At 59.5% G+C, this 26,914-nt stretch carries 30 protein-coding genes, 1 tRNA gene and 1 pseudogene; 16 read left to right on the forward strand and 16 right to left on the reverse strand.

The window, feature by feature from the left end:
- The first annotated feature begins 276 nt into the window (after positions 1-276).
- Together HX824_RS20060 and HX824_RS20065 are read left to right on the forward strand one after the other, a co-directional pair.
- On the forward strand, positions 277-1,161 hold the full coding sequence (locus HX824_RS20060; RefSeq protein WP_003212046.1) for an alpha/beta fold hydrolase: 885 nt from the start codon (positions 277-279) through the stop codon (positions 1,159-1,161).
- Between the two features lie 137 nt (positions 1,162-1,298).
- Positions 1,299-1,372 (forward strand) — tRNA-Gly (locus HX824_RS20065).
- A gap of 115 nt (positions 1,373-1,487) precedes the next feature.
- On the opposite strand, the gene HX824_RS20070 is transcribed toward HX824_RS20065, so the two are convergent.
- The 4 genes from HX824_RS20070 to HX824_RS20085 all read right to left on the reverse strand — a co-directional run bounded on the left by HX824_RS20070 (position 1,488) and on the right by HX824_RS20085 (position 6,010).
- Positions 1,488-3,263, reverse strand: a complete 1,776-nt coding sequence (locus tag HX824_RS20070) for an amidohydrolase (RefSeq protein WP_256347035.1) — start codon at positions 3,261-3,263, stop codon at positions 1,488-1,490.
- A 24-nt stretch (positions 3,264-3,287) separates the two neighbouring features.
- A complete protein-coding gene (locus HX824_RS20075; RefSeq protein ID WP_177054969.1) occupies positions 3,288-4,211 on the reverse strand; it encodes a lysine exporter LysO family protein in 924 nt (307 codons plus the stop codon).
- A complete protein-coding gene (locus tag HX824_RS20080) occupies positions 4,208-4,981 on the reverse strand; it encodes a 2OG-Fe dioxygenase family protein (RefSeq protein ID WP_008437815.1) in 774 nt (257 codons plus the stop codon). The genes HX824_RS20075 and HX824_RS20080 overlap by 4 nt, the downstream gene beginning before the upstream one ends.
- A 222-nt stretch (positions 4,982-5,203) precedes the next feature.
- Complete coding sequence (locus HX824_RS20085; RefSeq protein WP_177054970.1) at positions 5,204-6,010, reverse strand: polysaccharide lyase family 7 protein; 807 nt, start codon at positions 6,008-6,010, stop codon at positions 5,204-5,206.
- Positions 6,011-6,584: 574 nt separating this feature from the next.
- Here HX824_RS20085 and HX824_RS20095 point away from each other — a divergent pair.
- Both HX824_RS20095 and HX824_RS20100 read left to right on the forward strand, forming a co-directional pair.
- The gene (locus HX824_RS20095) at positions 6,585-6,866 is read left to right on the forward strand and encodes a BrnT family toxin (protein ID WP_177054971.1); all 282 of its coding nucleotides are present in this window, start codon (positions 6,585-6,587) and stop codon (positions 6,864-6,866) included.
- 3 nt (positions 6,867-6,869) lie between these two features.
- Entirely contained in the window at positions 6,870-7,220 is a 351-nt protein-coding gene (locus tag HX824_RS20100) for a BrnA antitoxin family protein (protein ID WP_008437812.1), read from the forward strand.
- Positions 7,221-7,269: 49 nt separating this feature from the next.
- On the opposite strand, the pseudogene HX824_RS20105 reads toward HX824_RS20100, so the two are convergent.
- Positions 7,270-7,511: pseudogene (locus tag HX824_RS20105) on the reverse strand (GNAT family N-acetyltransferase); the annotation flags it as partial.
- Between the two features lie 33 nt (positions 7,512-7,544).
- The gene (locus tag HX824_RS20110) at positions 7,545-8,435 is read right to left on the reverse strand and encodes an SDR family oxidoreductase (protein WP_177054972.1); all 891 of its coding nucleotides are present in this window, start codon (positions 8,433-8,435) and stop codon (positions 7,545-7,547) included.
- Between the two features lie 95 nt (positions 8,436-8,530).
- Here HX824_RS20110 and HX824_RS20115 point away from each other — a divergent pair, with 95 nt between their 5' ends.
- The 3 genes from HX824_RS20115 (at position 8,531) to HX824_RS20125 (ending at position 10,109) form a co-directional block, all read left to right on the forward strand.
- The gene (locus tag HX824_RS20115; RefSeq protein ID WP_008437810.1) at positions 8,531-9,343 is read left to right on the forward strand and encodes a helix-turn-helix transcriptional regulator; all 813 of its coding nucleotides are present in this window, start codon (positions 8,531-8,533) and stop codon (positions 9,341-9,343) included.
- 161 nt (positions 9,344-9,504) lie between these two features.
- A complete protein-coding gene (locus HX824_RS20120) occupies positions 9,505-9,798 on the forward strand; it encodes a type II toxin-antitoxin system RelE/ParE family toxin (RefSeq protein ID WP_087692619.1) in 294 nt (97 codons plus the stop codon).
- A gap of 2 nt (positions 9,799-9,800) precedes the next feature.
- Positions 9,801-10,109, forward strand: a complete 309-nt coding sequence (locus HX824_RS20125) for an addiction module antidote protein (protein WP_003212064.1) — start codon at positions 9,801-9,803, stop codon at positions 10,107-10,109.
- On the opposite strand, the gene HX824_RS20130 is transcribed toward HX824_RS20125, so the two are convergent.
- Both HX824_RS20130 and HX824_RS20135 read right to left on the reverse strand, forming a co-directional pair.
- Positions 10,102-11,292, reverse strand: coding sequence for an MFS transporter (locus HX824_RS20130; RefSeq protein WP_177040315.1), 1,191 nt, complete (start codon positions 11,290-11,292; stop codon positions 10,102-10,104). The genes HX824_RS20125 and HX824_RS20130 overlap by 8 nt on opposite strands.
- Positions 11,289-12,452, reverse strand: coding sequence for an MFS transporter (locus HX824_RS20135; protein ID WP_102368280.1), 1,164 nt, complete (start codon positions 12,450-12,452; stop codon positions 11,289-11,291). Before HX824_RS20135 ends, HX824_RS20130 begins: the two co-directional genes overlap by 4 nt.
- A gap of 95 nt (positions 12,453-12,547) precedes the next feature.
- Between HX824_RS20135 and HX824_RS20140 the strand changes: the two genes are divergently transcribed.
- The 6 genes from HX824_RS20140 to HX824_RS20165 all read left to right on the forward strand — a co-directional run bounded on the left by HX824_RS20140 (position 12,548) and on the right by HX824_RS20165 (position 15,707).
- A complete protein-coding gene (locus tag HX824_RS20140; protein ID WP_177054973.1) occupies positions 12,548-13,456 on the forward strand; it encodes a LysR family transcriptional regulator in 909 nt (302 codons plus the stop codon).
- Positions 13,457-13,627: 171 nt separating this feature from the next.
- Entirely contained in the window at positions 13,628-13,810 is a 183-nt protein-coding gene (locus HX824_RS20145) for a type II toxin-antitoxin system HicA family toxin (RefSeq protein ID WP_003189411.1), read from the forward strand.
- A 23-nt stretch (positions 13,811-13,833) separates the two neighbouring features.
- Positions 13,834-14,244 carry a type II toxin-antitoxin system HicB family antitoxin gene (locus tag HX824_RS20150; protein ID WP_003212074.1) on the forward strand — a complete coding sequence of 137 codons (411 nt, stop codon included), beginning with the start codon at positions 13,834-13,836 and terminating at the stop codon, positions 14,242-14,244.
- A 22-nt stretch (positions 14,245-14,266) separates the two neighbouring features.
- Positions 14,267-14,599 (forward strand): hypothetical protein, encoded by a 333-nt coding sequence (locus HX824_RS20155; protein ID WP_003212076.1) that lies wholly within the window; start codon positions 14,267-14,269, stop codon positions 14,597-14,599.
- 89 nt (positions 14,600-14,688) lie between these two features.
- A complete protein-coding gene (locus HX824_RS20160) occupies positions 14,689-15,171 on the forward strand; it encodes a methylated-DNA--[protein]-cysteine S-methyltransferase (protein WP_177054974.1) in 483 nt (160 codons plus the stop codon).
- 110 nt (positions 15,172-15,281) lie between these two features.
- Positions 15,282-15,707 carry a low affinity iron permease family protein gene (locus HX824_RS20165; protein WP_003212079.1) on the forward strand — a complete coding sequence of 142 codons (426 nt, stop codon included), beginning with the start codon at positions 15,282-15,284 and terminating at the stop codon, positions 15,705-15,707.
- A 55-nt stretch (positions 15,708-15,762) separates the two neighbouring features.
- Here HX824_RS20165 and HX824_RS20170 read toward each other — a convergent pair whose 3' ends face one another.
- A complete protein-coding gene (locus HX824_RS20170) occupies positions 15,763-16,290 on the reverse strand; it encodes a DUF4142 domain-containing protein (protein ID WP_003212082.1) in 528 nt (175 codons plus the stop codon).
- A 156-nt stretch (positions 16,291-16,446) separates the two neighbouring features.
- Positions 16,447-17,370, reverse strand: a complete 924-nt coding sequence (locus HX824_RS20175) for a LysR family transcriptional regulator (RefSeq protein ID WP_177054975.1) — start codon at positions 17,368-17,370, stop codon at positions 16,447-16,449.
- Positions 17,371-17,438: 68 nt separating this feature from the next.
- Between HX824_RS20175 and HX824_RS20180 the strand changes: the two genes are divergently transcribed.
- Positions 17,439-17,927: a DMT family transporter gene (locus HX824_RS20180; RefSeq protein WP_003212086.1), complete on the forward strand. Its 489-nt coding sequence runs from the start codon at positions 17,439-17,441 to the stop codon at positions 17,925-17,927.
- Here the strand turns inward: HX824_RS20180 and HX824_RS20185 are convergent, their stop codons facing one another.
- From HX824_RS20185 to HX824_RS20205, 5 genes are all read right to left on the reverse strand, one after another.
- On the reverse strand, positions 17,928-19,259 hold the full coding sequence (locus HX824_RS20185) for an MFS transporter (protein ID WP_177054976.1): 1,332 nt from the start codon (positions 19,257-19,259) through the stop codon (positions 17,928-17,930).
- A 59-nt stretch (positions 19,260-19,318) separates the two neighbouring features.
- Positions 19,319-20,257: a hydroxymethylglutaryl-CoA lyase gene (locus tag HX824_RS20190; protein ID WP_177054977.1), complete on the reverse strand. Its 939-nt coding sequence runs from the start codon at positions 20,255-20,257 to the stop codon at positions 19,319-19,321.
- Positions 20,254-21,447: a CaiB/BaiF CoA-transferase family protein gene (locus HX824_RS20195; RefSeq protein ID WP_003212092.1), complete on the reverse strand. Its 1,194-nt coding sequence runs from the start codon at positions 21,445-21,447 to the stop codon at positions 20,254-20,256. The genes HX824_RS20190 and HX824_RS20195 overlap by 4 nt, the downstream gene beginning before the upstream one ends.
- Positions 21,448-21,704: 257 nt before the next feature.
- Entirely contained in the window at positions 21,705-22,616 is a 912-nt protein-coding gene (locus tag HX824_RS20200; RefSeq protein ID WP_102604146.1) for a LysR substrate-binding domain-containing protein, read from the reverse strand.
- Positions 22,617-23,291, reverse strand: coding sequence for an NAD(P)H-binding protein (locus tag HX824_RS20205; protein ID WP_102604145.1), 675 nt, complete (start codon positions 23,289-23,291; stop codon positions 22,617-22,619).
- A gap of 115 nt (positions 23,292-23,406) precedes the next feature.
- Between HX824_RS20205 and HX824_RS20210 the strand changes: the two genes are divergently transcribed.
- Positions 23,407-24,594 carry an MFS transporter gene (locus tag HX824_RS20210; RefSeq protein WP_003212098.1) on the forward strand — a complete coding sequence of 396 codons (1,188 nt, stop codon included), beginning with the start codon at positions 23,407-23,409 and terminating at the stop codon, positions 24,592-24,594.
- Here the strand turns inward: HX824_RS20210 and yiaY are convergent.
- Positions 24,561-25,709 carry an L-threonine dehydrogenase gene (gene yiaY, locus HX824_RS20215; protein ID WP_008437790.1) on the reverse strand — a complete coding sequence of 383 codons (1,149 nt, stop codon included), beginning with the start codon at positions 25,707-25,709 and terminating at the stop codon, positions 24,561-24,563. The two genes, HX824_RS20210 and yiaY, sit on opposite strands and share 34 nt — an antisense overlap.
- Positions 25,710-25,836: 127 nt before the next feature.
- Between yiaY and HX824_RS20220 the strand changes: the two genes are divergently transcribed.
- Positions 25,837-26,853, forward strand: a complete 1,017-nt coding sequence (locus HX824_RS20220; RefSeq protein ID WP_003212103.1) for a DUF4917 family protein — start codon at positions 25,837-25,839, stop codon at positions 26,851-26,853.
- The last annotated feature ends 61 nt before the right edge of the window (positions 26,854-26,914 follow it).

The following is a 26,914-nucleotide window of genomic DNA, read 5'->3' on the forward strand; positions in this document are numbered from 1 at the left end:
CACGCCATCGACTGGCGAACTGGCATCCCTGATGCTTGAATCTACCCAGCCAGCCGCAATCTGACTGGCGAGTCACCCCTACCTACAAGAAACACTTTGCCCGTCCGCACGCTTGACCTGCGGGCCTCTCACGGCAAATTGCCCGCCATAACAACACCCGTCGGCCAGCCAGTACCGGATCGACATGGGCCCTCACTTCCAGGCGTATGCCTACCTGTCACAAAGCTCGTGCAGAGTGATCTGCGCGCATTACCCGCTTGCCAGGAGTCTTACGACATGAGGCCAGAAATCGCTGTGCTGGATATACAGGGTCAGTATCGGGTTTACACGGAGTTCTATCGCGCGGACGCAGCAGCCAAGACCATCATCCTGGTCAACGGCTCAATGGCCACCACTGCGTCTTTCGCCCAGACCGTGAAAAGCCTGCACCCGACGTTCAACGTGGTTTTGTATGACCAGCCCTACGCTGGCCGCTCCAAAATCCACAACCGCCACGAGCATATGCTGACGAAAGAAGTCGAGGGCCAGATCCTTCTGGAACTCATCGACCACTTCGCCGCCGAACACGTGCTGTCCTTTTCCTGGGGCGGCGCCGCGACCCTCGTCGCCCTCGCCCACCGCCCGCGCCGTGTGGAAAAGGCCGTGATCAGCTCGTTCTCCCCGGTGATCAACGCCCCGATGCGCGACTACCTGGAGCGCGGTGTCGACTACCTCGGCAACCTCGACCGCGACCGCGTGGGCCACCTGGTCAACAGCACCATCGGCAAACACCTGCCGTCGCTGTTCAAACGCTTCAATCACAAACACGTGAGCAGCCTGGCCGAGCACGAGTATGGGCAGATGCACTTTCACATCAGCCACGTGCTCAACAGCGACCGGCTGTGCTACCTCAAGGCCGCTAAGCAGATTGATATACCGGTGTTGTTCTTGAACGGCGAATGGGACGAGTACACCAGTGCCCAGGATGCCAAGCTGTTTGGGCAACATATTGCGAAAAGCAGCTTCGGCACGATTCAGGCAACCGGGCACTTTCTGGATATGGAACACAAGGCCGCGTGCCGGGATAGCCGGGAGGCGTTGATGGGCTTTTTGAGACCGGAGCAGCAGCCAAGCCGGTTGCGGTACCACGCGTCACAGCCACAGCATGCGTTTGCCGTATGAGCGGTGGGGTTGTGGGCGGGCCGGATTTCCCAGGGGGGCCGCCTGCCCACGATCGACCGTTGGCACGTAAAACACAGAATTTTCGAAGAAAAACTTCAAATCCGCGAGCACATCTGGTACAAAGTCAGCCGCTCTGAGCGGGTATAGTTTAGTGGTAGAACGAAAGCTTCCCAAGCTTTAGATGAGGGTTCGATTCCCTCTACCCGCTCCACTCAGATTTTGCTCCTGCGTCAGGCTGGTTTTGACGGGGGATGTGTAAAAAAACCGGTCCTTGGTGTCCGGTTTTTTTATGGGTGGGATTTGGAAATTAAACGGTCGAACCGGGCTCATTCAATCGCCTGATAGACCTTCTTCCCGCCAACCCAAGTCTGCAGGACGCGTGTCCTCCAGATGTCTGCCAGGCTGACGGCAAAAATGTCCTGATCAACCAGGATAAAATCGGCCCACTTTCCGGGCTCAATGCTGCCTTGGGTAGCTTCTTGATGGGCTGCATAAGCTGCATCCAGCGTAAATGCACGGAAAGCCTCGAAGAGGGTCATGGCCTGCTCAGGGTGCCATCCAGCCAAGGGGTTGCCCTCATGATCCGAGCGAGTCACGGCAGCATGTATGCCGTAGAACGGATTGGCAGATTCGACTGGGAAGTCTGACCCTGCCGCAATTTTCGTTCCCTGGTTAAGCAGAGTGCGCCAGGCATAAGCCCCCTTGATCCGTTCGACACCCACCCTGTCCTCAGCCATATTCATGTCGCTGGTAGCATGTGTAGGCTGCATCGATGCAATCAGCCCTAGATCGATAAAGCGCGGTATCTGCGCCACATCAACCACCTGCGCATGCTCGATCCTGTTACGCAAGGCGCGCCCACCGACTGTGGCGTAGGTCTGTTCAAAGCTATCCATGACCTGCTTGATGGCAGCATCACCGATGCCATGCACATTAGCTTGAAAGCCGGCTTTCAGTACCGACTCAATCTTGTGCTTCATCTCCTGCCGGCTTTCAAAAAGCAACCCCTTGTTGGTTGGGTCGTCGGTGTATGGCTCAAACAGCGCCGCACCACGGCTTCCCAAAGCGCCATCGGCATAAAGCTTGACGCTACGAATGGTAAGACGATCATCGCCGTAGCCGATCAAAGGGCCGTCCTGGGACAACACCGCGAAATCATCCCCCGCACCGTTGATCATCGAGTAGACACGTAACGGAAGCCGGCCGCGATCGGCAAAACCGCGCATCGTCTTGATCATCTGCCTATCAGCACCTGCATCGTGCACAGATGTCAGGCCTTGTGCATTGAGATGCTCCAATGCAGCCTGCAACGCGACCTCTCGCTCCTGCTCGTCAGGCAGCGGAATAATATCCGCGACCAGCCCCATAGCGGCGTCGATAAATACACCTGTCGGGTTACCTTCTGCATCCCGTTCGATACGTCCGCCTTTCGGATCAGGCGTGTCCTTAGTAATACCCGCCAGTTGCATCGCCTTGGTATTAGCCCATCCGGCATGGGCATCCACCCGAATTAGCCACACTGGTCGATCGACAACGACCTTATCAATTTCGGCAGCCGTCGGAAACCGCCCCAACTTCCAGGTAACGTGGTTCCAGCCTGAGCCGGTCAGCCAACGGGCGCCGGGGCGCGCTGCAGCGAATACCCGAAGCCTCTCCTGCGTATCAACCAGTGTTGGAGAGCCCCGTAAAGCAATGCTTCGAAGGGACTCTCCAAGCCATTTGATATGGCCGTGCGCATCGGTCAACCCAGGCAAGAGGGACGCACCCTTACCATCGATGCGCGTCGCCAATGCATGCTTGCCAGCAAGATCGGCCGCCATACCGACGCAAATCACTTTGCCCGACGCATCAAAGGCCAACGCATCAAAACGCATCAGACGGCCTCCACTCACGGTATAACCACGCACATTTTCCATAATCGTTGGCTCCGCCCGGACAGGCCCCGCCAGCGACAGGAACATAGCCACCGGGATCAACGCCTTGGGCTGAGTTTTGATACACATCAGCAGCTGTTCAAACGCGGCAAGCATCGGGCCGAGCGTGAGACTTTTAAATGCTGATGGTTGCAGACTCGGTTTTTCTCCTGAAAATCGTGGAGTCATGATTTCCTCCAGTAAGAGGTCACGTCATGCGGTCAGAAAGAAGGTTATAAAAAAGGGCGCTAACACCGTCAGAATCAAACCACTCATGAGAGCAGTAGGCAGCGTGTCGCAGTGGCAGGTTTGGCGCACGATCGGTAACGTCGAGTCCAGAGCGGTTGCCCCAGCGGCGGCAATACCGACCCTTGGGTGGAAGCCACCGACCAGGTACAGTAAAGCGATCGCGATCAGTTCGCGCCCCAGGTCTGCGAGCAATGCCGTAGCGCCATGAACTTCTCCGGACAGCCCTCCAACCAGGACGCTGGATAGCGTGAACCATCCAAATCCCGTCGAGAGTGCCAGGAGCAAACGGATATCTTCGCCAGTGATGAAATGAACCGCATAGGCTCCCAATATTGAGCCAATGACCACGGCAATCGGAACGCATAGAACGCCCCATGAGATCCAGTCACGACCTAACTTGATGCTCGACAAGTCGAGTCCCACCAAGAAGATCAGTACCATTAACATCACGTTGCTGGGCGGAAGCCACAAGCTTGCAACGGTTGATTCTGCATATGTGAACAACACGCCCAAGGCCACCATCAGCAGCGCAATAAAGCATTCTTTCAGAGGAGCAGCAGCGCCATGCATATCGAAACTGGCAACCCTGCCTGGTTCTCGTCCAGCCCCTCTCAAAGCCGCCAAGCCCAGCAGCAGCATGCAAGGCACCACTGTTGTTGCGACCGCGACAAGCGAAGATGTCTTGAGCACATACCCAACCGCATCCAGCGAAGAAACCACTTCGCCGAACTCAGTGCCTATCAGAAAAAGTAGCCCCCAAACCAAAGGGCTGATCAGACTGACCAAACGGACAACAACTTTATCCGGGAGCAAGAGTTTGCTCGATAGATAGCCTATTCCCAACGCAATCAAGATGGGCAATACCGAGCTCAACGCCTGCACCGTCATATCCTCTGAATGGTTGGCGAGAAATCAACCAAAACAATACAGCGCTCACAGACTCCGGGAGAGGCGTCGTCAAGTTTCTTGATCGGGCTTATATAGTGCGAAACCTTCGGATCATGAACGGCAAAACTATCGAGAGGCTCCGAAAGGGTAAACTCCGCCCAAATCTGACTTGACCGCGCGTCCTCAAACAGCATGTTTCGAATTTCCGGATGCCCAATAAAATTGATGCCACCCGTCATGTTCGAAGAACGGTAGATCAAGTGCGCAAACGTGAAGGGCTCTCCATCCTGGTGAAAAAAGTTCGGTGAGCTTATACCTGGCTGATCCGACCTCGCGGACGTGAGTTTTACAAAATGCACCCCAAAATAGATAGGAAGGGGCTGGCCAGGATGCTGCCAGAACGTCAGGGAAAAATCTTCATCGATCAGGTCGAGTAGTACGCGATTGTTTTTTACCGCATCACTCAACGCGTGAAAGTAGCGAATATTTGCGTGATCCGGATTGTTACCGCCTTGGTCGTAACCTGCGCGTCCGTGGCCTGCCCCATCTTTGACGATTGGCAACCAGTGGCCTTCATGCGTGTCTTGCCAGGGAAGAATGACTCCGTTGCCATACCGTCGAAACCTGTTTACTCCAGGCGGGGCGTACTCATCCGGCTCTAACTGTTCAAACTCTCGACGTAATTCTGCGAGCTCTTCGACGCAATGAGTCTGGCTCACACGAGGCATGTAATGCAGATATCCATCTTCTGCTAAGGCACTTCGAGGCATGGTCATTCCTCCTTGGTTTGATGCCATCAAACATAGGCAATCACCGTGGAGAACTTCAATGGAGGCGCGAACAACGAGAAGTGTCTTACAACGACGTCGGACGCTAATGGAGCGAGGGGGAACGAATCTTTTTACTCGGCATTACTGACGCAGTACTACGCAGATAGGGTGGAACTGTACGCAGGTTGCTGGGCCGGGGAGTCTCTGAACCGGCGCACACTGCTACTGGTAACCCACATCCAGGGAGGTGTACGCAACAATAGCTGCCCCGCCGTCCTGCTCAGCGGTCTGGTTGTAATTCCCGGCCTTGAAATACAGATTGATGCCCTGCCAACCCGATGGCGAAATATCGAATTCCCGGCTGGCCTGCCTGCCATTCGCCGCAGCCGAAACCAGCAGCACCATGCCACCCTCGGAGCCCTTGACCTCAATCTTGTAATTCAGCTTGTCGTTAAGCTCGAGCCCCTTCAGCAATACTGTCCGTTGCTCCTTCTGCCCATAGCGCGTTTTGGTCCCGGCGATGATCGAGCCACCTTCCCAGCGAAGCTTCAGCAGCTCCGAACCTCCCGCCTTGTCGCCATGTATCTGGGCAAATATGATCGATTTTGTGCTTGGATTTTGCACCACATAAAGCTCGCCGGACTGGGTGTTATCAAACACATCACCTGCGGTGAACTCTCTTTTTGCCCGCAGTTCAACCCGGGGATAGTGACTGTTGGGCGTCGCGTTAAAACCCGAGGGTGTGTTGAATACCAGCGCTCCTTCCGGCACACCTTGATGGCATCCCGATGAGCGATAACAGTTTGTGTAGAAATAGGCGTTCTGAAGATTTTCGCCTAGCGCTATTTCTTCTGGCTGACCTTGCGCATTGAAATCCTGAAGAACGTACGCACGGCTCAGGTTGGGCAGGTTGTCGCCTGGGGTTTTTGTGGCATCCAGGGCAAAGGCATTTCCACCGTTAAAAATCACTCCGATGGCCAAGACCGACACCACGCTAAATCCAGCGCCAAACACTTTAAATGCGTGCATCACCGTCACCGATCATTCGTCAAAGCGCCAACTGCAACGCCAGCAATCCGACAGCGATTGGGGGCGTCGAATCAATGTGGGTGAGTTATACGAGCCAGTACACATCTGTTGATCCTCGGTTAGGACCACCTTCCGAAGCTACTAAACAAAGGGTGGCGGCTATACGCGGGTTAGTAGACCGGTTGATCAACGAAACCGGCGCGCCCAAAGGCGCCCCGCGTACAGCCACCATAAAGACCAGACATTCAAACGTCTGAAAAATGGCACAGCCATACGCCGTTGATCAAATCGGGCTACTAAACCCGACCGCTGATGGGCAGCGGCTGACGAACCTTGAAGACGTCGCCCAAGGCGTACAACCGGGACGATTCTGATGGTTGTGTAGGCAAAGCCGCAAGATCTCTCTTCCAGATAGCTGCGCTCAACAATCCCCCCTTGGTTCCTCACCTTCCCTACACACTAAGCATCCCCCTCATACCGGGCGCATCAGCGTCGACCGACGGAAATCCGTCATCCCTTCCCTCAAGATCCATCCCCCAATCAATCGCTTTTTTATACATATAAAATATGCATAATGAAAACCTTCAGAATCCAGTATGACTACACCAAGAACACACTGAATCAGCTAAAGCACAGAGGTGTAAGCCTGGCCGATGCTGAACCGGTATTTCACGACGCTAGAGCATTGATGATAGAAGACCGCGACCACGATGAAGAACGCTGGGTAGTCGTGGGCAAAGATGCAAAGGATCGAATATTGGTGGTGGCCTACACCTACCGTGATCCGAATTTCGTACGCATCATCGGTACAAGGCTCGCATCCAAAAGTGAACGACGCCAGTATCTGGAGGTTTGAACCATGAAAGACGAATACGATTTCAGCTCAGGGAAGCGCGGTGCTATTGCAGGCAACAAAGGCAAGACACGCATCACCATCATGCTGGATGACGTCGTGATCGATGCAGCACGCACATGCGCCGAAAACGCCGGTACGGGCTATCAGACGGTGATCAATAACATTCTGCGCCAGGCTCTGGTCTCCCAGGATGCACATAACCTAGTAACCGCCCCGAAAAAGCGGGCGAAAACCTTGCCTGTCATCAATGACAGGATCAACGCATCCGATGTGGAAGCCTTGGAACAGCAACTGCTTGCTGTCGCGGGGGAGTTGCATCGTGTGTTAGGAGCACACAACTCCGGCAAACACTAAGCCAGGCCTCAAGCGTGGTGTTTCACAATGATCAAACGGCCCGTCTCATTCACCGAATACGTTTGAAATAAACCAGCTCCGGATCATCCTCATTCGGGTTCTCGATAACCCCGCTTGGAAAAAACCAGCCTTGGCGATGAGTCTCTGGGAAGCGACGTTGGACGTATTTGCCGAGGTAAAAAGCTTCATCGTCTTGCAGGCGGTCTCAGACGCAGCAAGCAGCCGAAGCGCTATTCCTTGACGTTGGAATGCTGGAGAAACAACGACTAATGAAACAAACCCGTTCTCGAAAACATTAGTAATCTGCCCTCCAGCAATTCGACCTTAAAAGCCCTCCAACTGCGCAAGATCCGCAAGCAACCCCGGCCCCACCGGTTCCCATCCCAACTTCTTGCGCGTGATCGCACTGGATGCAGGCATATCGTGAGCGGTAAACCTTGCCAACCAACCAAAAAACCCCTGAGCCTCTTGCGCCGAAATGGATTTAACCGGCAACCCTAGCCGCGTCCCCAACACCTCGGCAATCTCCCTTTGCGACACACCCTCCTCCGCCACCGCGTGATACCTCGTGCCCGGCTCGGCCTTTTCAATCGCCAGCCTGTAGAGCCGAGCCACATCCAGAATATGTGCCGCCGGCCAACGGTTTTTCCTGTCGGCGATGTAAGCGCAAACGCCCTTCTCGCGATACAACTCGATCACCGGGCTAACCAGCCCCTGCCTGACGGTGTCGTGTACTTGAGGCAAACGCATCACCGACACATTCACCCCCGTCGCGGCTACAGCGTTAGCCGCTTCTTCCGACGCTGCACGAGGAATTTGCGCTGAGGTAACCACCGCACCATCCTCCGTCGCCAACTGCCCCGGCACGGTGCTCGCAATTCCGACACCGGAGGTAATGATCAGCGGTCGATCCGACCCGGCAAGTGCCTCTCCCAGCGCCTGGATAACCCGGCGGTCGTCCTCGCAGTTCGCGACGAATTTCGAGAAGTCGTGATTGAACGCCAGGTGAATCACTCCATCCGCCTGGGCAACACCAGACTTGAGGCTTCCCAGGTCCTCAAGCGACCCACGATGTACCTGAGCCCCGGCGGCCTCCAGCGCTGCCACCCTGTCATCCGAGCGACACAACCCCAGCACCTGATGGCCCGCCGAGATCAGTTCCTTGACGACAGCCGACCCGATAAATCCGCTGGCACCCGTTATAAATATGCGCATGAACCGTATCTCCGTGTGTATTCAGAGACTAATCTGTGCGCTTGCCCTATACGGGTAAAGTAGTGAAGTTATCAGGGTATAGAGGCTAACAGGCTATGAGCGCAAACCAGTTGGGCAGCTATCTGAAAGACCGACGTACCCGGCTTGATCCGGCGGCATTCGGCTTCTCATCGGCACGACGGCGTACGCCAGGTTTGCGCCGCGAAGAGGTGGCCCAACGCGCGAACATCAGCCCTACCTGGTACACCTGGCTCGAACAGGGCCGTGGCGGCGCGCCGTCGGTGGAAGTGCTGGAGCGGATTGCCCATGCGCTGATGTTGACCGATATCGAACGCGAGCATCTGTTCCTGCTGGCCTTCGGACGCCCACCCGAAGTGCGCTACCAGCAAAACGAAACGGTGACGCCACGCCTGCAACGGGTACTGGATGCCTTGAACCCCAGCGCCGCGATCCTGCGTACGGCGACCTGGGACGTGGTGGCCTGGAACCAGGCGGCGACGGTGATGTTGATGGACTACGGATCCCAGGCGCCGGAACAGCGAAATATCCTGCGGTTCATGTTCCTTGATCCCAATTCCCGCGCGGCCCAATACGACTGGGAAAGCGTGGCGCGGTTTGTGTTGGGGGCTTTCAGGATTGATACGGCGCGCTCAGGCGCGGCGGAGCAGGTGCAGCCGCTGGTGGATGAACTGTGTCGACGCAGCCCTGAATTTAAGGCGATGTGGAGCGAAAACGATGTTCAGGGCGCCCATGGTGATCGCATCAAGCGGATACGCCATTCGGTGTTGGGGCCGATCGAATTTGAGTATTCGGTGTTTGCGGTCGATGGGCGCAAGGATCTGAATATGGTGGTGTACAACCCGGCGACGCCGGAGGATGCGCAGCGGATCGCATCCTTGATGGATTAGGCGCCAGCAACTGCAAGAGACTTCGACACTGCAATCGCTCGCAACAAGAGACCATTTGAATCCTTAGCCTTACTCACATCATTCTCCTGCGCCTAACCGCGCCGCGCGCACGTGCTCATGCCTATTGCCAGCCAGTATCCATATGGATACAGTGAGAACCCGTGAACTATCATGTCCAGCAAACGCAGACCTTCATTACCTGGCATTCAGCAATACGTGATTTACGCGCAAAAATCGCCATCGCCCGGCGCATCGATCGCGCATCTGCTGGCAATCTGGGCGATATAAAGACGGTAGGCAATGGTGTCTCGGAAATGCGCGTAGATATCGGTCTAGGTTATCGAGTGTATTTCACGCAGCGAGGAAGAACCGTCATCGTCTTGCTGGCCGGTGGCGACAAATCCTCACAAGACGCCGACATCCGGCGAGCAAAAAAACTGGCAAAGGAAGTTTGATCATGAGCCAAACACTGACGACATTTGATATGGCGGCACTGCTCGACAGTGATGAAGCCATCAGCGAATACCTTTCTCAAGTTCTGGCCGACGGCGATAACGAGGAGTTCCTCAGGGCCGTCGGGTACGTGGCCAAAGCTCGCGGGATGGCGCGGGTCGCGACCGATACCGGCATGGGCCGTGAGAGTCTGTACAAGGCATTTGCCCCTGGAGCAAAGCCCCGCTTCGAAACGGTACTCAAGGTGCTTCACGCACTGGGTATCGATCTGCAAGCACAGCCGGGGCATGTCGCCAATCATTCGATTATTTGAGTGAGCAGCCCCGCTGCACCACCCACGCCAACGGCAACGTCAGCAACAACATCCCCGCCAGCACCATCACCGCCACCGGCACGCCCATCAAGTCCCCCAGCCCGCCAAACAGAACCGGCGCCAACGCGCCACCTCCGATGGTGCCGGTGTAGAACACGGCAAACGCCTGCTCTCGTTTACCTGCGCCAGCGAGATCCGGCACCGCGCCGTACAGCACCGAAGAGGTGCCATTCAACGCCAGCCCCAACACCGGCAATATCACCATCAACCCGCTCAACGGCAGGTACACCGCCGCGACGATCAACAGCGCCGTGACGGTTTCCGTCAGCCACACGGTTTTCATCATGCCGATGCGTGCGCCGAGGTAGCCGCAGAGCAATTTGCCGAAGGCGCCGCCGATAAACAGCATGGTCAGCGCGAGACCGATGCCCGCAGTGCCGGCGCCTTTAGCTTTCAGAAGAAAGGGCAGAAACGTGAGAAAGCCCATCCGCACGGCACTGTCGAGTGTGCCCGTGACGATCAGCGCACGCAGACCGCTGACCGAGCCACTTCCGATCAAGGTCTTGGCGGTTTTGCCGGAAGCAGACGCCGCTGCCTGCGTTGGGATCAGCCACCACAGCAACCCCGCCGCGGCCAATCCCAGCATTCCAAGAAGCGTGACGCTCGCGCGCCAGCTGATGACGGTCAGCAACAGGCCGACCAGCCCGGGAACCAGGGTTTTGCCAATGTCTCCGGAGAAGTTGTATTGAGACAGCGCTTCCTTGACCCCACCACCGTTCTCGTAGGTGTCGGTGATCATCGAAGAAGCCAGCGGATGCTGGGTACTCGCCCCCAGCCCGCCCAACAGCAGCGCCAGCAACAACATGCCCAACCCGGTCGCCTGCCCCACCAACAGATAGGCAACACCGGCAAGCGCCGTGCCGCCCACCAGCATCGGCGTGCGTCCCCAGCGTTTGGCGGCGCGACTGGCCATCAGCTGAAACACCGCCATCATCCCGGAATAGGCACCGCGCAGCAGGCCGACCTGGGCGTAGGTCATGCCGAACTGCGCTTGCCAGATCGGCAGCAGCACGTAGATCACATCGGTCAGGCCATCGTGAATCGCGTGGGCGCTGCAGCCGGCGATCAACGAGCGGCGACGGGCGGAAGTCTCGGGTACCGGCAGGGCAACGGCATCGTTCATGAGGTCTTGCTCAGTTCAGGTTGGAGGGGCTTCCAGCCCGCCAGGGCGATCAGCAACGACAGTAGCTGGAAACCGATGATCAGCGCCACACACCCCACCCAACCCCAACGCCCCCAGATCAGCGCCGGGACGATGGCGCCGAAGCTGCCGCCCAGGTAATAGCAGGTGAGGTACAGGCCCACGGCGCCGGCCTTGTTGTGGCGGGCGGTGGCGGTGGTGAAGGCGCTGGCGGCGGCCTGGGCGAGGAACACGCCCGTGGAGCTGAGGGCCAGGCCCAATACGATGCACCACAGGGATGGCAGCAAGGTCAGGCCCGAGCCACAAACGCCAAGCACCGCAGCCGCCGTCAGCAGTTCGGATTGCGGGCGGGATTTGCTCAGGCGCCCGGCAACGGGAATGACCACCAGGGCCAGCAGGAACACCATATAGATCGTGCCCAGCGCCGCCGGGCCAAGGTCGAACGGGGCTTGGCTGAGGTAAAGGCCAGCGTAGGTAAACGTCGCCACTTGGGAGAACAGCACGCAAAATCCTACGGCGTAGGCTGCCAGCAGCGGCGTGCCGAGCACGTCGGCCCAGGTGGTTGAAGGTCGTGCGACTCGGGGCGGATTGCCCGGCAGCAGGAACTGGATAAATCCGCCCACCATCAGGCTCAACACTGCCAACAGTTCAAAGGCTTCGCGCCAGCCGACGTACTCGGTCATCACGCCGGTGACGAAGCGCCCGGCAAACCCGCCGAGCACGGTGCCGGCCACGTAGAGGCTGGTGACTTCGGTGACGGTGCCGCCGCGCCAGCGATCACCGATGTAGGCCACGCTGGTAGCGAACACCACGGGGATCAGCATGCCTTCGATAAAGCGCCACACCAGCAGTTCGGCAAAGCTGCTGGCATAGGCAGTCATCAAAGCCGGCAACGCCAGCAACAGCGAGGCCGCCGAGATCACCGTGCGTTGCTCAAAACGCCCGGTCAGGCGGCTGACAAAGGGCGCGGTCAGCGCTACCGCCAAGGTGGTGACGGTAATGCTCCAACCGGCCGCCCTGGCGCTCACTTCAAAGTTGGCGGCAAGGGTCTGCAAAATGCTCTGGGTGGCGTAGAGGTTGAGAAACGCCGCGCAGCCACACAGGAACAGGGCAAGACGGGCACAATGCAGGCGCGGTTTCATGAAACCTCTCGTTTTATTATCTGAGGCCTTTATAGAATGACCCGCACACCCGAGACCAATACCGATTTCGAACCGATCAATACCCTGGGGCCAGGATGCTCGACCTACGCAAGCTGCGTTACTTTCTGACCGTCGCCGAAGAATTGCACTTCGGCCGAGCGGCCATTCGCCTGCACCTGGCCCAGCCGCCGTTGACCCGGCAGATTTCCGCGCTGGAGATTGAGCTGGGATTTCGCCTGTTCGACCGCACCAGTCGCACGGTTTCGCTCACTCCCCAGGGGCGCGCGTTCCTGCCCTACGCACGGGCGGTGCTGGAGCAGGTCGACCTCGCTGAAGTCATCGCGGGCAAACTGGCGGCGGGTGCCGCCGGGCAACTGGCGCTGGGTTACGTCAGCTCGATAGCCCTGTCGGACTTGTTCAGCCAGGCGATTCAAGCCTTCGCCCAACGCTTTCCCGATGTGCAACTGACGCTGGTGGAATGCGCCTCCGGCAGCCTGGGCGCACAGGTGGCTGATGGCCGCCTGGATATCGGCCTGAGCCGGTTACTGCCCCAGGACGGTCAGACTGAGGTGCAAGCGTTGTCGTTGGGTGAGGAGCGGCTGGTGGCGGCGGTGTCCAGCGACAGCCCGTTGGCCAACCAGGCCGAGGTCAGCCTGGCGCAGTTGAGTGGGTACCCGTTGATTCTGTTCCCAGCCGATTATGGCTCGGGGCTTAACCAGTCCATTGAGCAGCTTTATCGGCACAAAGGTTTGCCACTAAAGGCTGGGCCGTCGGGACGGCAAATTACCTCGATCATTGCACTGGTGGCGGCGGGACAAGGTGTGGCGCTGGTGCCGGAATGTACGCAGAGTTTGATGAACAAGGGCGTGACGTATCGGCCGTTGGTGGACGCGGAAGCGTATGCACGGCTGCTCGTTCTTACGCGTAGCGGCGCAAGCAGCTTGATGGTCACGGCATTTCTCACGGTAATTGATGAGTTGCTGCAGGCTCGTCAGAAAGCCTGATTGTTCTCTCGAAAAACCTCGCAATACCTCCGTCGGGCACCGTCCCCATGCGCTCATACACTGCATACAGCCCCTACAGAAACACCGGTCATCGACCGCTGGTAGGTAGAGTGTTGATAATTTATTTTCAGTGGTTATAGTCTCCACCAACACACACCACAAGGAGGTGCTGTGGACAGCCGATATTTGATAGGTCACATCGTTGCGGATGGCTGGTATCTGGTGCGAATCAGAGGCAGCCATCATCATTTCAAGCACCCGACAAAGCCGGGGCTCGTGACGATTCCCCATCCTAAAAAGGACCTGCTGGACAAGACCGCAAAGAGCATTTTGAAACAAGCTCTGCTCAGCTAACACGTTCGTGGAGGACAACAAACATGCTGTACCCAATCGCAATTTCAACCGGTGACGAGGACCATGCCTGGGGTGTGGAAGTCCCGGACATTCCCGGTTGCTTCTCAGCTGGAGATGATCTGGACGACGCCATGGCCATGGCCCGCGAAGCGATCGAAGGCCACTTCGAGATCCTCGCAGAAGACGGTGCGCCCATTCCTACAGCACAGAAAGTCACCCTCCATGCCGCCAACCCGCAATATGCCGGCTGCACGTGGGCGGTGGTGGATATTGATGTGACCAAGTACCTGGGCAAGGCACAGAAACTCAATATCACGTTGCCCGGCTATCTGCTGAACCGCATTGACGAATACGTCCTGCATCATCCGGAAGAAAAAAGCCGTTCGGGCTTTCTTGCGTCTGCTGCCCTCAAGGTATTGCAACAGGACCGGTAACAGCACTTCAAGGAACCGCGCAATGCTCCCTCCGTCACACCGCACGCCCAGCCCCGTACTGCGCAAGGTACTGGGCTGGGTGCTGATCGCTCCTCTGCTGCTTTCGTTCCTCAGGCTGCCCTTTGCGCTGGGACTCGTGTTGGTGCTGGCGTCCATCACGGCCTCCGTTTATGGCGCCCGGTTTGCCCAACTGCATGCCAGTCGGCGTGTAACCGTATTTGCCGTGATCATCACGCTGCTCAACATCGCTTCATTTTTTGTCATTGGCACGGCATCGGTACTCAAGGCGCTGTACTGGTTCTCGTGGTTTTATTGGTATCCGTATTACGCCGATTGGGTTTACTGGAACTTCTAAGTCGTTCGCGAATTCGACCGCAAGAAACGTAGTTCCACCCTGGGCCGGCCCATCTACAGTAGAGCCATACCCACTCAAGGAGCCCGACCATGTCCTACGAATACAAATACATGCCCTCCCCCGTCGGCCAACTGACCCTCGTGGCCCGTGACGGAAAACTCACCGCCATCCTCTGGGAAAAAGAGCGGCCCAATCGCGTTCGCCTGGGTGCCCTGCAAGAAGCCAGCAACAGCCCGGTACTGCTGGAGACCGAGCGACAGTTGAAGGAGTACTTCGCCGGTGCCCGCAATCGTTTCGAGCTGGAACTGGACTTCGCCGGCACCGACTTCCAGAAGAAAGTCTGGCAGGCGCTGTTGACCATCCCGTTCGGAGAGACCCGCAGCTACAGCCAGATCGCTGCGCAGATAGGCAACCCCAAGGCCGTGCGTGCCGTCGGCGGCGCCAACGGACGCAATCCGATTTCGATTGTTGCGCCGTGCCATCGGGTGATTGGTGCGTCGGGTGGCTTGACCGGGTTCGCCGGCGGGCTTGAGGCCAAGCAGTATCTACTGGCGCTGGAGGATCACGGCTGACCCCCAGCAGGAAAACGTACAACTTTGTTCAGATCCTCAATTGTAAAAAGAAATTTCAGAGCGCGCCTGCGGTCAGTATTTTCATCACCCACCCTTATAGGAAAACGGTCATGAAATTCTCCGCCATCTCACAATCCCTGTCCCGCTGGGCAGGCAGCGCCCGCACGTTCTACGCGGCGGTGGGATTGATCCTCCTGTGGAGTCTGAGCGGGCCCTATTTCCACTACAACGACACGTGGCAGCTGATCATCAACACCTCCACCACCATCATCACCTTCCTGATGGTGTTCCTGATCCAGAACACGCAAAACCGCGACAACGATATTTTGCATATCAAGATTGACGAGTTGCTGCGCGCCACCAAGGATGCACAAAACGCCGTATTGAGCCTGGACGGCCTGGACCGCAAGGAACTGGAGAAACTGCGCAAGGAATACAAGACCATCGGCGACAGTGAAACCATCACTGTGACGACCCTGGTTACCGAAACAACGGATGACAATGGCCGGTCCAAGACAGACCTGAACCAGGCATAAAAAAACGGCGGCTGGATCACTCCAGCCGCCGTTTTTCATGGGGTACTCAAGGCAATCAACCGTCGCCCTGGTGACCCTTGCCGTACGTCGACGCCAGCGCCCGGGCTTTCTCCAGGCGCTCTTCCAACTTGGGCAAGGTCTCATCCACCAAAGCCTTTATTTCCGGGATATCCGACTCGGCGCCCTCCTGCTTGAACAAGGCGATCGCGTCTTCGTTGGCCTTGATCTGCTGGGCGGTGTAGGCGGCGTCAAAGGAGTCGCCGTCCTTGAGCTCGGGCATCAGCGATTCGGCCTTGTCGACAATCTTGTCCCGAGGGGCCACCGGCAAGTCGAGCTTCTTGGCGATGGCCGCCAGGTGCTGATTGGCCAGGGTGCGTTCATTGATGACTTCGATGGTGTAGTCCTTGATCTCCTGGGACGAAGTCTTGGCGTGTGCCATGCGGCTGGTCTCGATATCGGCCATGCCCTTGGCCGAAGCCTGCTCGATGAAATCGGCAGGCGACTGGGCGAAAGCATTGCTGGCGCCGAGGCCCAGCAGCATCGCGAAACTGGCGGTGCGTAACCGGATAGCCATGCGGCTCATGATGGGTTCCTCCAGGTAATAAACAGGTGCAGGGAAACGAGCCCCGCTCTGAATCTGAATTTTCAGGGCGGTAAAGGTTTAGAAAAAACTTGTTAGTGCGACGAACGGTCGTCATGCCCTGCTGCCAAACAGGCCCGGTAACAAACACGGTATTTATCAACCGCGCTCAGACAATACGCCCTGCACCTGCCCATTCAACCACTGCAACGCCGGGTCTCCCCCCCGCCGCGAATGCCATGCCAGCACAAACGCAAACGATGGGATATGAAACGGCGGCGGCACGGCCAATAGCCGTTCGTGATCAATATTGAGCAGCCCGCGAGACGACACGGTAAGCACCAGGTCCGTGCCCTGGATCAACTGCGGCGCGACACCCCAATGAGGCAAGCTGATAGCCACGTGTCGGCGCTCGCGAATCGCCGTCAGCGCCCGTTCGATTTCCGGGGTGCCGCTGCCACGCATTTCCAGCAATACGTGGGGCCGCGCCAGATAGGTGGGCAGGTCGAGTACACCGCTTGCCGGCAGGCTGTCACGGTCCACCAGGCACACGTAATGCTCTTCAAACAGCGGCGTGCTGCGCAGTTCGGCAGGCATGTCGGGAAACACCCCGGCCGCCAGGTCGATATCGCCATTGAGCACACCGTCAAGCATGCCTTCGCGGCTGGCCTGGATAATCTGCAAATCAATCCCCGGCGCTTCCCGGCGCAAGGTGCGCACCAGCCCCGGCAAGAAAATCGCCGCACTGTAGTCCGACATGGCGACCCGGAAGGTGCGCTTGGCCGACGCCGGATCAAAACGATTGGGCTCCAGCAGCGCCTGTACCTGGGCCAGCGCTTCCGCCAGCGGCATGGCCAGTTCCAGAGCACGAGCAGTGGGCACCAGCGAGCTGCCCTGGCGCACCAGCAACGCGTCTCCGAGCAAATCCCGCAACCGCGCCAGCGCGTGGCTCACCGCCGGCTGGCTCAGGTGCAGGCGCTCGGCGGCACGGGTCACGTGTTGCTCGCTGAGCAAGGCATCAAGGATCACCAGCAGGTTAAGGTCGATGCGTCGTAGATCATTCATCAGCTGCATGTTCTGCATAAGAACTTGGAATTTAAATTTGCGCGACGAATAGCCTAGAGTCCAGCAAAACCTCTGGGAGATTGATAATGACGACGTTGCATTGGGTAGGTTTGTTGCTGTTGGCCGCGTTCGCCGGGGCAGTGGTGCCGTTTCAAAGCGCGATCAACGCCAACCTGGGACGCGGCCTGGGGCATCCGCTGTGGGCCACCCTGGCCTCGCTGCTGGTGAGCATCATCGTGCTGCTGCCGGTGATCCTGGCCCTGCGCCTGCCGCTGCCCAACCTGGGTTTTATCACCAAGGCGCCGCTGTGGATGTGGAGCGGCGGCGCGTTCGGCGTGTGCTTCATTTCGCTGGCGTTGATCCTGATGCCCAAGCTCGGCGCCTCGGGGTTTATCGCCCTGGCGATGGCCGGGCAAATCGTCGCCTCGTTGATGCTGGACCACTTCGGCTTGTTCGGGCTGGTGGAACGCCAATTGACCGCGCCCCGGTTGATCGGGGCGCTGATGTTGATTGGCGGTGTGGCCCTGATTCAATTCAGTGCCGCACCCACCCGCTCGCTGGTGACCGCCGGCTGATCAGCGCTTGTCGAGGGTGCGCAGCTTCTGAGGCAAGCCCCACAGCAACAGCGCCGCCGCCAGCAACGCACACACGCCGATGACATACAGCGCCGGCGTGGTGCTGCCGGTGAGGTCCTTGATCCGGCCGACCATCACCGGGCTGACGATGCCGCCGAACTGGCCCAACGTGTTGATCACGGCGATCCCGCCAGCAGCGCCCGCGCCGGCACCGGCCAACAACTTCGGCGGCAGCGTCCAGAACGTCGGGATCGAAGCGATGATCCCCGCGCCCAGCAAGCTCAGGGCGACGATCAGGAACGTGGTGTGATCGGCAAAGATCCCGGCACAGAAGAACCCCACCGCCCCCAGCGCCACCAGGCCGCTGACGAACTTGCGACGTTCGCCGGTGGCGTCGGACAAGCGTCCGATCACCACCATGCTGATGGCACCGCAGACGTAGGGAATCGCCGTCAGCAAGCCGATCATCACCGGGCTCTGGGTGCCGGCGCTGCGGATCAGTTGCGGCGCCCAGAAGTTCAGGCCGTAGGACGCCACCTGGATCAGGAAGTAGATAAAACCCAGCATCAGGAAGCCTGGGATACGCAATGCAGCCAGCAACGAGCCACCGCTCTTGTGGGGTTCATGCACGGCAATGCGGCTGGCCAGCAACGTCTTCTCCGTCGAGGTCAGCCAGTGGGCGTCCTCGATACGGTCCTTGAGCAGCTTGAGCACCAGGAACCCCAGGCCCACACAGGGCAAGCCACCGAGCAAGAACAACCAGTGCCAGCCGCGCATTTGCAGCACACCATCGAGGTGTTCCAGCACCAGCCCGGAGAACGGCGCGCCCACCAGCCCGGCAAACGCCGACGCCAGGAACAGCATCGAGGTGATGCGCCCACGGAAGTGCTGCGGGAACCACAACGTCAGGTAATACAGCACGCCCGGGGCAAACCCGGCCTCCATCGCACCGATGATGAAACGCAGGCCGTAGAACTGCCATTCGGCCGTGACGAACACCATAGCGGCCGTCGCCAGCCCCCACGACATCATGATGCGAGCGATCCAGCGGCGGGCGCCGACCTTGTACAGCATCATGTTGCTCGGCACTTCAAAGATCACATAGCCCACCACAAACAGCCCGGCGCCGAGACCATAGGCAGTGTCACTCAGGCTCAGATCGGCCTGTAGCTGGAACTTGGCGAAGCTGATGTTGATGCGGTCAAAAAACGCGAACAGGTAGCAGACCATGATCAGCGGCATCAGGCGCCAGGCGACCTTGCTGACCAGGGCTTTTTCGGCATCGTGTTCAGCGGCCGGGCGCACGCCGGCCTCCAACGTATTAAGGCTCATCGATTCTCTCCAGCGGACTGCTCGCAGGCATCCGATTGTTTTTGTTGTCTGGTTACGGCTTACAAGGTGGCGATGTAGGCCGGTGGCGGATGCAGGTCGCAATTGCGCCCGGCCTTGGCCACCTGGCCCGGCAACTCATGGCCCAGCAAGGCCGGCAATTGCCGCGACATTTTCAGCAGGTGCGGCAGGTCGATGCCGGTGTGGATCCCGACTTCATCACACAGGTTGACCAGGTCTTCAGTGCAGATATTGCCCGACGCGCCGGGCGCAAACGGGCAACCGCCGAGGCCGCCCAATGCCGCATCAAACCGCCGCGCACCGGCCTCGTAGGCGGCCAGCACATTGCACAAACCCAGGCCGCGGGTGTTGTGGAAATGCAGGGTCAGGTCGCTCGCCGGAACACGTTCCAGCACGCGCTTGACCAGGCGCTCGACCTGACGCGGATTGGCCATGCCGGTGGTGTCGGCCAGGCTGATGCCCTGGATGCCCAGCCCGCGGTAGGCGTCGACCAATTGCAGCACGCGGTCCTCATCGATCTTGCCCTCGAACGGGCAACCAAAAGTGGTAGCGATGCTGCCGTTGAGGCGCACCGGGTGCTCGGCAGCAAAGCTCACGATATCGCCGAATGCGGCCAACGAAGCCTCGCAACGCATGCGCATATTCGCCAGGTTGTGGGTCTGGCTGGCGGACATCACCAGGTTCAACTCATCGGCCCGGGACTCGATAGCACGCTGGGCGCCCTTGAGGTTGGGGATCAACGCCACGTAGATAACCCCGGGGCGACGAGTGATGCCCTGGAAAACCTGTTCACCATCGCGCAACGCTGGGATGGCCTTGGGCGACACGAACGAGCCGGCTTCGATCCGGGAAAACCCGGCCATGGACAGTTGATCGATCAACGCGATCTTGTCGACAGTCTCGACCCAGGTCGGCTCGATTTGCAGGCCGTCACGAGGCGAGACTTCCTGCACGACCAGCGCATCGGAATAGTTTTTCATTGCACCACTCCCGAGGTTTTCAGGCGTTGAATATCGGCGCCGCTCAGGCCCAGGTCGCCGAGGATTGAATCAGTGTGCTGGCCCAGGCTCGGGCCCTGCCAATTCACCGCGCCGGGGGTTTCCGACAGTTTGGGCACGATACCGGGCATCTTCACCGTGAGGCCGCCGGGCAGGTCGGCGCTGAGCAGCATGTCGCGGGCCTGGTAGTGCGGATCGGCGACGATATCGGCCACTGAATAGATGCGCCCCGCCGGCACTTCGGCGGCTTCCAGGGCACTGAGCACCTGGTCGATGGGCAGGCTGCTGGTCCAGTGGGTGATGGCGGCGTCCAGCAGGCCGCTTTTCGCGGCGCGGCCATCGTTGTGGGCAAACTCCGGCGCTTCGGCCAGGTCGGCGCGGCCGATGGCGAGCATCAGGCGTTTGTAGATCGGGTCGCTGTTGCCGGCGATCACCACATAGGCGCCGTCGGCGGTCAGGTAGGTGTTGGACGGTGCAATGCCGGGCAAGGCGCCGCCACTGCGTTCACGCACATGGCCAAGCATGTCGTATTCCGGCACCAGGCTTTCCATCAGGTTGAACACGCTTTCGGCCAGGGACACGTCGACAATCTGGCCATCGCCCTGGCCGGTCTTGACCCGCAGCAGCGACATCAGCGCGCCGATCACACCGTGCAGCGACGCCAGGGAATCACCGAGGCTCACGCCGACCCGCGCCGGTGGCGAATCCGGGTTGCCGGTGGTGTAGCGAATCCCGCCCATGGCCTCGCCGATGGCACCGAAGCCCGGGCGGTCGCGGTAAGGGCCGGTCTGGCCGTAGCCGGAGATGCGCACCAGGGTCAGCTTGGGGTTGAGGGCGTGCAGCACGTCCCAGCCCAGGCCGAGTTTTTCCAGGCCGCCGGGGCGCAGGTTTTCGATCAGCACGTCGGCGTCGCCCAGCAGTTGCTTGACCAGGTCCAGGCCTTCTGCCGACTTGAGGTCCAGGGCCAGGGACTTCTTGTTGCGCGATTGCAGGTACCACCACAGCGACGTGCCTTCGTGCAGCTTTCGCCATTTGCGAAGCGGATCGCCCTGCCCCATGGCTTCGATCTTGATCACCTCGGCGCCAAACTCGGCCATCAGCCGGGCGGCGAAGGGCGCGGCAATCAGGGTGCCGATCTCGATCACCTTGATACCGCTCAGGGGAGCCGTCATGGGGTGTACCTCTTGTTCTTGGAATGTGGGGCCAAGGCTAGAGGACGCAGGCAGTAGAAATCCAACCGTCAGTTGGCAACGAGCGTTCGCCAAATGCGAACGCTTGAGTAAGGACTGGTTGTGGCGAGGGAGCTTGCTCCCGCTGGAGTGCGTAGCGCTCCCTGGATTTTGGGGCCGCTTCGCGCCCCAGCGGGAGCAAGCTCCCTCGCCACAGCAAGCTCCCTCACCACAGCAAGCGCCCTCGCCACAGGGTTTGCTTACGCCTGCTCCCGCCGCAGGTAATCGAACAACAACCGGCTCACCGGCGACAGCTGCGCCTCGTCACGCACCACCAGGATCAGGCTGCGGTCCGACCAGGCATCCGTCAGCGGCACCGCGTGCAAGCCCAACGCCCGGCCAAACAGTTCATAGGCTTTTTGCGGCAGGATGCCGATGCCCATGTTGGCCTGGACCATCCGGCACATGGCATCGAAGCCCGGCACATGGATCCGCAAGCGCAGCACCTTGCCCGCCTCCCGCGCCGCCGCATGGGTGCGCATGTTGATCGAACTGGCGGAATGCAGCCCCACGTAGTCGCTGTCTAGCGTCTCGGCGAACGCCAGGGTCTTGCGCGAGGCCAACGGGTGATCCGCCGGCATCAGCACCACCAGCTTGTCCCGGCGATAGGTCACGCCGGGCAGGCCTTTGGTATCGGTGTCGCTGGAACAGATGCCCAGGTCCGCAACGCCGTCAATCACACCCTGGACCACGCCATTGCTGGGCCGCTCTTCCAGGTCAGCCTTCACCTGTGGATGCAGCGCGGAAAAGTCGCGCAAGTCTTCCGGCAGGAACTGAATGATTGCCGAGAGGTTCGCCAGCATCCGCACATAACCGCGCACGCCGTGACTGTGTTCGCCCAGCTCCAGGCCCATCTTCTCGACATTGAACAGCATCTGCCGTGCATGGTGCAGCAAGGTCTCGCCCGCAGCCGTGAGCTGCATGCCCTTGGCCTGGCGCACAAACAGGCTGACGCCCAGCACCTGCTCCAGCTCCATCAAGCGCTTGCTGGCCGCCGAGACCGCGATAGCTTCACGGGCGGCGGCGCGGGTCAGCGTACCTTCTTCATGCACTGCCACAAACAATTGCAGGGTGATCAGGTCAAGGCGGCGAACCAGGCTTTTGTGCAGCATCTAGGCGCGCTCGGTGGCCAGGCGATTGATATCGGCCTGCTCCACCACCGGCAGAGGTGCACCGTGCCGGACGGCCGAGAGCATTGCGCGGCCAACGGTTTCCGTGCTCACCACCCAGGCCGGTCGCACATGGCGCAGCAGCGACAACAACGGGCCGACCACGGTGTAGATGGACTGGTAGAGCGGGGTTTTCGAGCGCACACCGTGCAACGGCTGGATCACCCCGGGACGGAACAGGTACACCGCCTTGAACGGCAGGCGCAGCAACGCATTCTCGGTCTTGCCCTTGATCCGTGCCCACATGGTTTTGCCGGTTTCGCTGCTGTCGGTACCGGCGCCGGACACGTAGATAAAGGTCATCTGCGGGTTGAGCCGCGCCAGGGTGCTGGCGGCCACCAGCGTCAAGTCGTAGCTCAAATGGGTGTACTTGGCTTCATCCATGCCCACCGAAGAAACGCCCAGGCAAAAGAAGCAGGCATCGAAACCTTGCAGCAGATGCTCCAGGGGCTGGAAATCGAACATGTCGGCATGCAGCACCTGATGCAGCTTGCCGTGTTCCTGGGTCAGCGCGGTACGGCCGACGGCGACGACTTCCTGCACGTCACTGGCCAGCAGGCACTCGCGCAACACGCCTTGGCCGACCATGCCGGTGGCGCCGAATAATAGAACTCTCATAAGGTTGGTTCCTAAGCGACAAGCGGTTAGCTTCATGCTGCAAGGTAGAGACAAACCCACTGGCAACTTGTAGCTTGCGGCTTGCAGCTTACTGCTCAACAGGATCTTTTGCCCCTTGAAAAGCACCACGACCCTCGCCATCGCCTGCAGCGCGGCCTTTCTGTCCCAGGTTGGCATCAGCAGTTATCTGCCCGCCGTGCCGGCGATTGCCTTGTCATTGACCGCTGCAGAGGACCAGGTGGCACTGGCCCTGGCGGTGTACTTGATCGGCATGGCGTTGCCGATGCTGCTCTGGGGCAGCCTCGGTGAGCGCCTGGGTAGAAAGCCGGTGTTGCTGGCAGCGTTGGCGTTGTATGCGCTGGCCAGTGCGGCGATTCCGTCCGCCTACAGCCTCGAATCGTTCCTCGGCCTGCGGCTGGTCCAAGGCCTCGGTGCGGGCGGTGTGTCGGTGATGGCGCGGGTGCTGGTTCGTGACAGCTTCAGCGGTGCCCTGTTGGCCAAAGGTTTGTCGTGGCTGGGCATGACGTTCGTGATCGCCCTGGGCATCGGGCAGTTTGTGGGCTCGCTGTTGCAGGTGGCGTTTGGTTGGGAGGCGATCTTTTATGGGCTGGCGGTCGCGGCTGTCGGCTTGATGATTGCGCTGCAACGGGTGGTGTTTCCAAGATTGGAAAAAGCCTCTGGACACGTCTCGGCCTGGCGCATCTACGGCACGATCCTGCGCCATCCGGCGTTCCTGCGGCCTGCGTTGGCGGGCGGTTTGGGTTACGGGGTGATCATCGCGTTCAACACCTGCGCACCGTTGATTTTGCAGGGCCATTTCGAGTGGAGCGCGGCGCAATATGGCTGGCTCGGCTGGCCAATCAGCGGGGCGTATCTGGCGGGGGCGTTGATGGTCAATCGCCTCGTCGCCCGCACCGGGCGCCTGTCGATGATGAGTTGGGGCGTGGCGTTGGTGATGTGCGGCAGCGCGACGATGTTGCTGGGCAGCCTGTTTGCCAATGGGCTGGCGATCCTGCTGTGGCTGCCGTATTGCCTGGCGGTGTTCGGCCAATCGATGAGTTATCCCATCAGCCTGTCGCTGGCCAATGATGAATCACCGGTGAGCGGCTCCTACGCCATGGCCTTGAGCGGCTTTATGCATCAGTTGATGGCTGCGGCGATCGGTGGCGTGGCCAGCCTGCTGGCGAGTCAGCAGGCCTGGCCGTTGGCGGTGTTATGCGTGACGCTGGCGGGCGGCGCACTGCTGTGCGTCGCCATGGCCAGGACTGATCAGAACGCGCTGCGGAAGATCTCTTCAATCTGACGCTGATCCGCCCGCCGCGGATTGGTCAGGCCGCAGGCGTCCTTCAGGGCGTTGGACGCCAGCAGCGGGATGTCCTGCAACTTGGCGCCCAGCTCCCGCAACCCGGCAGGAATTTCCACATCCTGGGACAGGCTGCGAATCGCCGCGATGGCCGCCTGGGCGCCCTCTTCCACCGACGTACCCTTGATATCTGCGCCAAGGGCCCGTGCCACATGGCTCAGGCGCTCGGCGCTGACGCTGGCGTTGAAGCTTTGCACATGGGGCAACAGCACCGCATTGCACACGCCGTGAGGCAAGTCATACAGCCCGCCCAACTGGTGCGCCATGGCGTGCACGAACCCCAGGGACGCGTTGTTGAAGGCCATGCCGGCAAGGAACTGCGCGTAGGCCATGTTCTCCCGGGCGGCCAGGTCTTTACCGTCGCGCACCGCAATCCGCAGGTTGGCGCTGATCAGCTCGATGGCCTTGATCGCGCAGGCATCGGTGATCGGGTTGGCGGCGGTGGACACGTAGGCTTCGATTGCGTGGGTGAGCGCGTCCATGCCGGTGGCGGCAGTCAGGCCCTTGGGCATGCCGACCATCAGCGCCGGGTCGTTGACCGACAGCAGCGGCGTGACGTTGCGGTCGACGATGGCCATTTTCACGTGGCGGGTTTCGTCGGTGATGATGCAGAAGCGGGTCATTTCGCTGGCCGTGCCGGCGGTGGTGTTGATGGCCACCAGCGGCAGTTGCGGTTTGGCCGACTGATCGACGCCTTCATAGTCACCGATGTGCCCGCCGTTGGTTGCACACAGGGCAATGCCCTTGGCACAGTCATGGGGTGAGCCTCCGCCCAGTGACACCACGAAATCACAGGCACTCTGTTGCAGCAGCGCCAGGCCTTTTTCGACGTTCTCGACGTTCGGGTTGGGCTTGGCGCCGTCATAGATCACCGAGTCGATGTCTTGCATCGCAAGCTTCTCGGCGATCATGCTGGCCACACCTGCCTTGGCCATCCCGGCGTCAGTGACGATCAGCGCCTTGCGAAAACCGTAGTTGCGAATCGCGGTCATGGCTTCGTCGAGGCAGTCGAGGCCCATGATGTTGACGGCGGGAATGAAGAAGGTGCTGCTCATGGTGGCTAATCCTTTAAAGTCGTTATGCCTACAGCATCGACCTCGATTGCCTGCGGCATCTTGACCAGGATCAACGCCCGCTCGTGATAAAGTCACCGCCCAGCCGATTTCGAGTAGACCCGCCGCAATGAAGGATTCCCAGGATTTTGATGCCCACCTAGAAGACTGGAACGCCTTGCGCAGCAGTACCGCCATCAGCGGGATCCTGATCGGCAACGGCGCCAGCCGCGCAGTGTGGGAAGACTTTGCCTACGACTCGCTGTTCGAAAACGCCCGCACCGTGGAAGAAAAACCCCTGAGCCAGTCCGAACTCAGCGTGTTTGACGCGATGCAGACCCGCAGCTTCGAGCAGGTGCTGGGTGCACTGAAAACCACCAGCCGGGTCAACAAGGCCCTGGCGGTCAGCTCGGCTGCGCCGCGTAATCGCTATTACGCGATCAAGGAAGCGCTGATCAATACGATCCACAGCGTGCATATTCCGTGGCGCCTGGTGAAGCCGTCGACACTGGCGACCCTCCATCAGGAGCTGGCGAGTTACCCGACGGTGTTCACCAGCAATTACGACCTGCTCAACTACTGGGCGATCCTGCATGCGCCGGGCATCGATGATCTGTTTCGCAGTGCCGATGCGAGCTTTGACCTGCGCAATACTGCCTGCGACACCACGCGCATTTTGTATCTGCATGGTGGCCTGCACCTGGTGCGTAACCTTGATGGTACGGCGCGTAAATTGCCGACCACTGACAGCACGTTGCTCAGCAGTTTTGCGATCAACAACACGATCAAGACGCTGGATGATGTGCCGTTGTTTGTCAGCGAGGGCAAGGTTGAGGAGAAGCTGAAGACCATTCGCAGTTCTGACTATTTGTCGTTCTGTTATGAGCAGTTGTTGGGCCATGAAGGTGGGCTATGCATCTTTGGGCATCACCTCGGCGCGCAGGATGTGCATCTGGTGCAGGCGATTCGACAGGCGAAGATCAGCACGTTGGCGATTTCGGTGTTTGGCCGCAGTGCGGGGTTTATCCAGCAGCAGAAGCGGCGTTTTGCGGAGTTGTTTGAGGGGATGGAGGTGGAGTTGCGGTTTTTTGATGCGCGTAGTCATGCGCTTGGGAATTCGGGGCTTTCGGTGCCCGTGGAGCGGTGATGGTAGTTGGGGTGAGGTGGGGTGGGGTGTACATATCCGTTGCTGCGGTAACGGCCACTTA

It is taken from the genome of Pseudomonas sp. D4002, assembly GCF_013385665.1.
GTDB lineage: Bacteria > Pseudomonadota > Gammaproteobacteria > Pseudomonadales > Pseudomonadaceae > Aquipseudomonas.

Excerpts from the sequence above, each read along its gene's own strand:
- HX824_RS20060 (WP_003212046.1), top strand. The coding sequence starts at position 277 with ATGAGGCCAGAAATCGCTGTGCTGGATATACAGGGTCAGTATCGGGTT.
- HX824_RS20070 (WP_256347035.1), bottom strand. The coding sequence starts at position 3,263 with ATGACTCCACGATTTTCAGGAGAAAAACCGAGTCTGCAACCATCAGCA.
- HX824_RS20075 (WP_177054969.1), bottom strand. The coding sequence starts at position 4,211 with ATGACGGTGCAGGCGTTGAGCTCGGTATTGCCCATCTTGATTGCGTTG.
- HX824_RS20080 (WP_008437815.1), bottom strand. The coding sequence starts at position 4,981 with ATGCCTCGAAGTGCCTTAGCAGAAGATGGATATCTGCATTACATGCCT.
- HX824_RS20085 (WP_177054970.1), bottom strand. The coding sequence starts at position 6,010 with ATGCACGCATTTAAAGTGTTTGGCGCTGGATTTAGCGTGGTGTCGGTC.
- HX824_RS20095 (WP_177054971.1), top strand. The coding sequence starts at position 6,585 with ATGAAAACCTTCAGAATCCAGTATGACTACACCAAGAACACACTGAAT.
- HX824_RS20100 (WP_008437812.1), top strand. The coding sequence starts at position 6,870 with ATGAAAGACGAATACGATTTCAGCTCAGGGAAGCGCGGTGCTATTGCA.
- HX824_RS20110 (WP_177054972.1), bottom strand. The coding sequence starts at position 8,435 with ATGCGCATATTTATAACGGGTGCCAGCGGATTTATCGGGTCGGCTGTC.
- HX824_RS20115 (WP_008437810.1), top strand. The coding sequence starts at position 8,531 with ATGAGCGCAAACCAGTTGGGCAGCTATCTGAAAGACCGACGTACCCGG.
- HX824_RS20125 (WP_003212064.1), top strand. The coding sequence starts at position 9,801 with ATGAGCCAAACACTGACGACATTTGATATGGCGGCACTGCTCGACAGT.
- HX824_RS20130 (WP_177040315.1), bottom strand. The coding sequence starts at position 11,292 with ATGAACGATGCCGTTGCCCTGCCGGTACCCGAGACTTCCGCCCGTCGC.
- HX824_RS20135 (WP_102368280.1), bottom strand. The coding sequence starts at position 12,452 with ATGAAACCGCGCCTGCATTGTGCCCGTCTTGCCCTGTTCCTGTGTGGC.
- HX824_RS20140 (WP_177054973.1), top strand. The coding sequence starts at position 12,548 with ATGCTCGACCTACGCAAGCTGCGTTACTTTCTGACCGTCGCCGAAGAA.
- HX824_RS20150 (WP_003212074.1), top strand. The coding sequence starts at position 13,834 with ATGCTGTACCCAATCGCAATTTCAACCGGTGACGAGGACCATGCCTGG.
- HX824_RS20155 (WP_003212076.1), top strand. The coding sequence starts at position 14,267 with ATGCTCCCTCCGTCACACCGCACGCCCAGCCCCGTACTGCGCAAGGTA.
- HX824_RS20160 (WP_177054974.1), top strand. The coding sequence starts at position 14,689 with ATGTCCTACGAATACAAATACATGCCCTCCCCCGTCGGCCAACTGACC.
- HX824_RS20165 (WP_003212079.1), top strand. The coding sequence starts at position 15,282 with ATGAAATTCTCCGCCATCTCACAATCCCTGTCCCGCTGGGCAGGCAGC.
- HX824_RS20170 (WP_003212082.1), bottom strand. The coding sequence starts at position 16,290 with ATGAGCCGCATGGCTATCCGGTTACGCACCGCCAGTTTCGCGATGCTG.
- HX824_RS20175 (WP_177054975.1), bottom strand. The coding sequence starts at position 17,370 with ATGCAGAACATGCAGCTGATGAATGATCTACGACGCATCGACCTTAAC.
- HX824_RS20180 (WP_003212086.1), top strand. The coding sequence starts at position 17,439 with ATGACGACGTTGCATTGGGTAGGTTTGTTGCTGTTGGCCGCGTTCGCC.
- HX824_RS20185 (WP_177054976.1), bottom strand. The coding sequence starts at position 19,259 with ATGAGCCTTAATACGTTGGAGGCCGGCGTGCGCCCGGCCGCTGAACAC.
- HX824_RS20190 (WP_177054977.1), bottom strand. The coding sequence starts at position 20,257 with ATGAAAAACTATTCCGATGCGCTGGTCGTGCAGGAAGTCTCGCCTCGT.
- HX824_RS20195 (WP_003212092.1), bottom strand. The coding sequence starts at position 21,447 with ATGACGGCTCCCCTGAGCGGTATCAAGGTGATCGAGATCGGCACCCTG.
- HX824_RS20200 (WP_102604146.1), bottom strand. The coding sequence starts at position 22,616 with ATGCTGCACAAAAGCCTGGTTCGCCGCCTTGACCTGATCACCCTGCAA.
- HX824_RS20205 (WP_102604145.1), bottom strand. The coding sequence starts at position 23,291 with ATGAGAGTTCTATTATTCGGCGCCACCGGCATGGTCGGCCAAGGCGTG.
- yiaY (WP_008437790.1), bottom strand. The coding sequence starts at position 25,709 with ATGAGCAGCACCTTCTTCATTCCCGCCGTCAACATCATGGGCCTCGAC.
- HX824_RS20220 (WP_003212103.1), top strand. The coding sequence starts at position 25,837 with ATGAAGGATTCCCAGGATTTTGATGCCCACCTAGAAGACTGGAACGCC.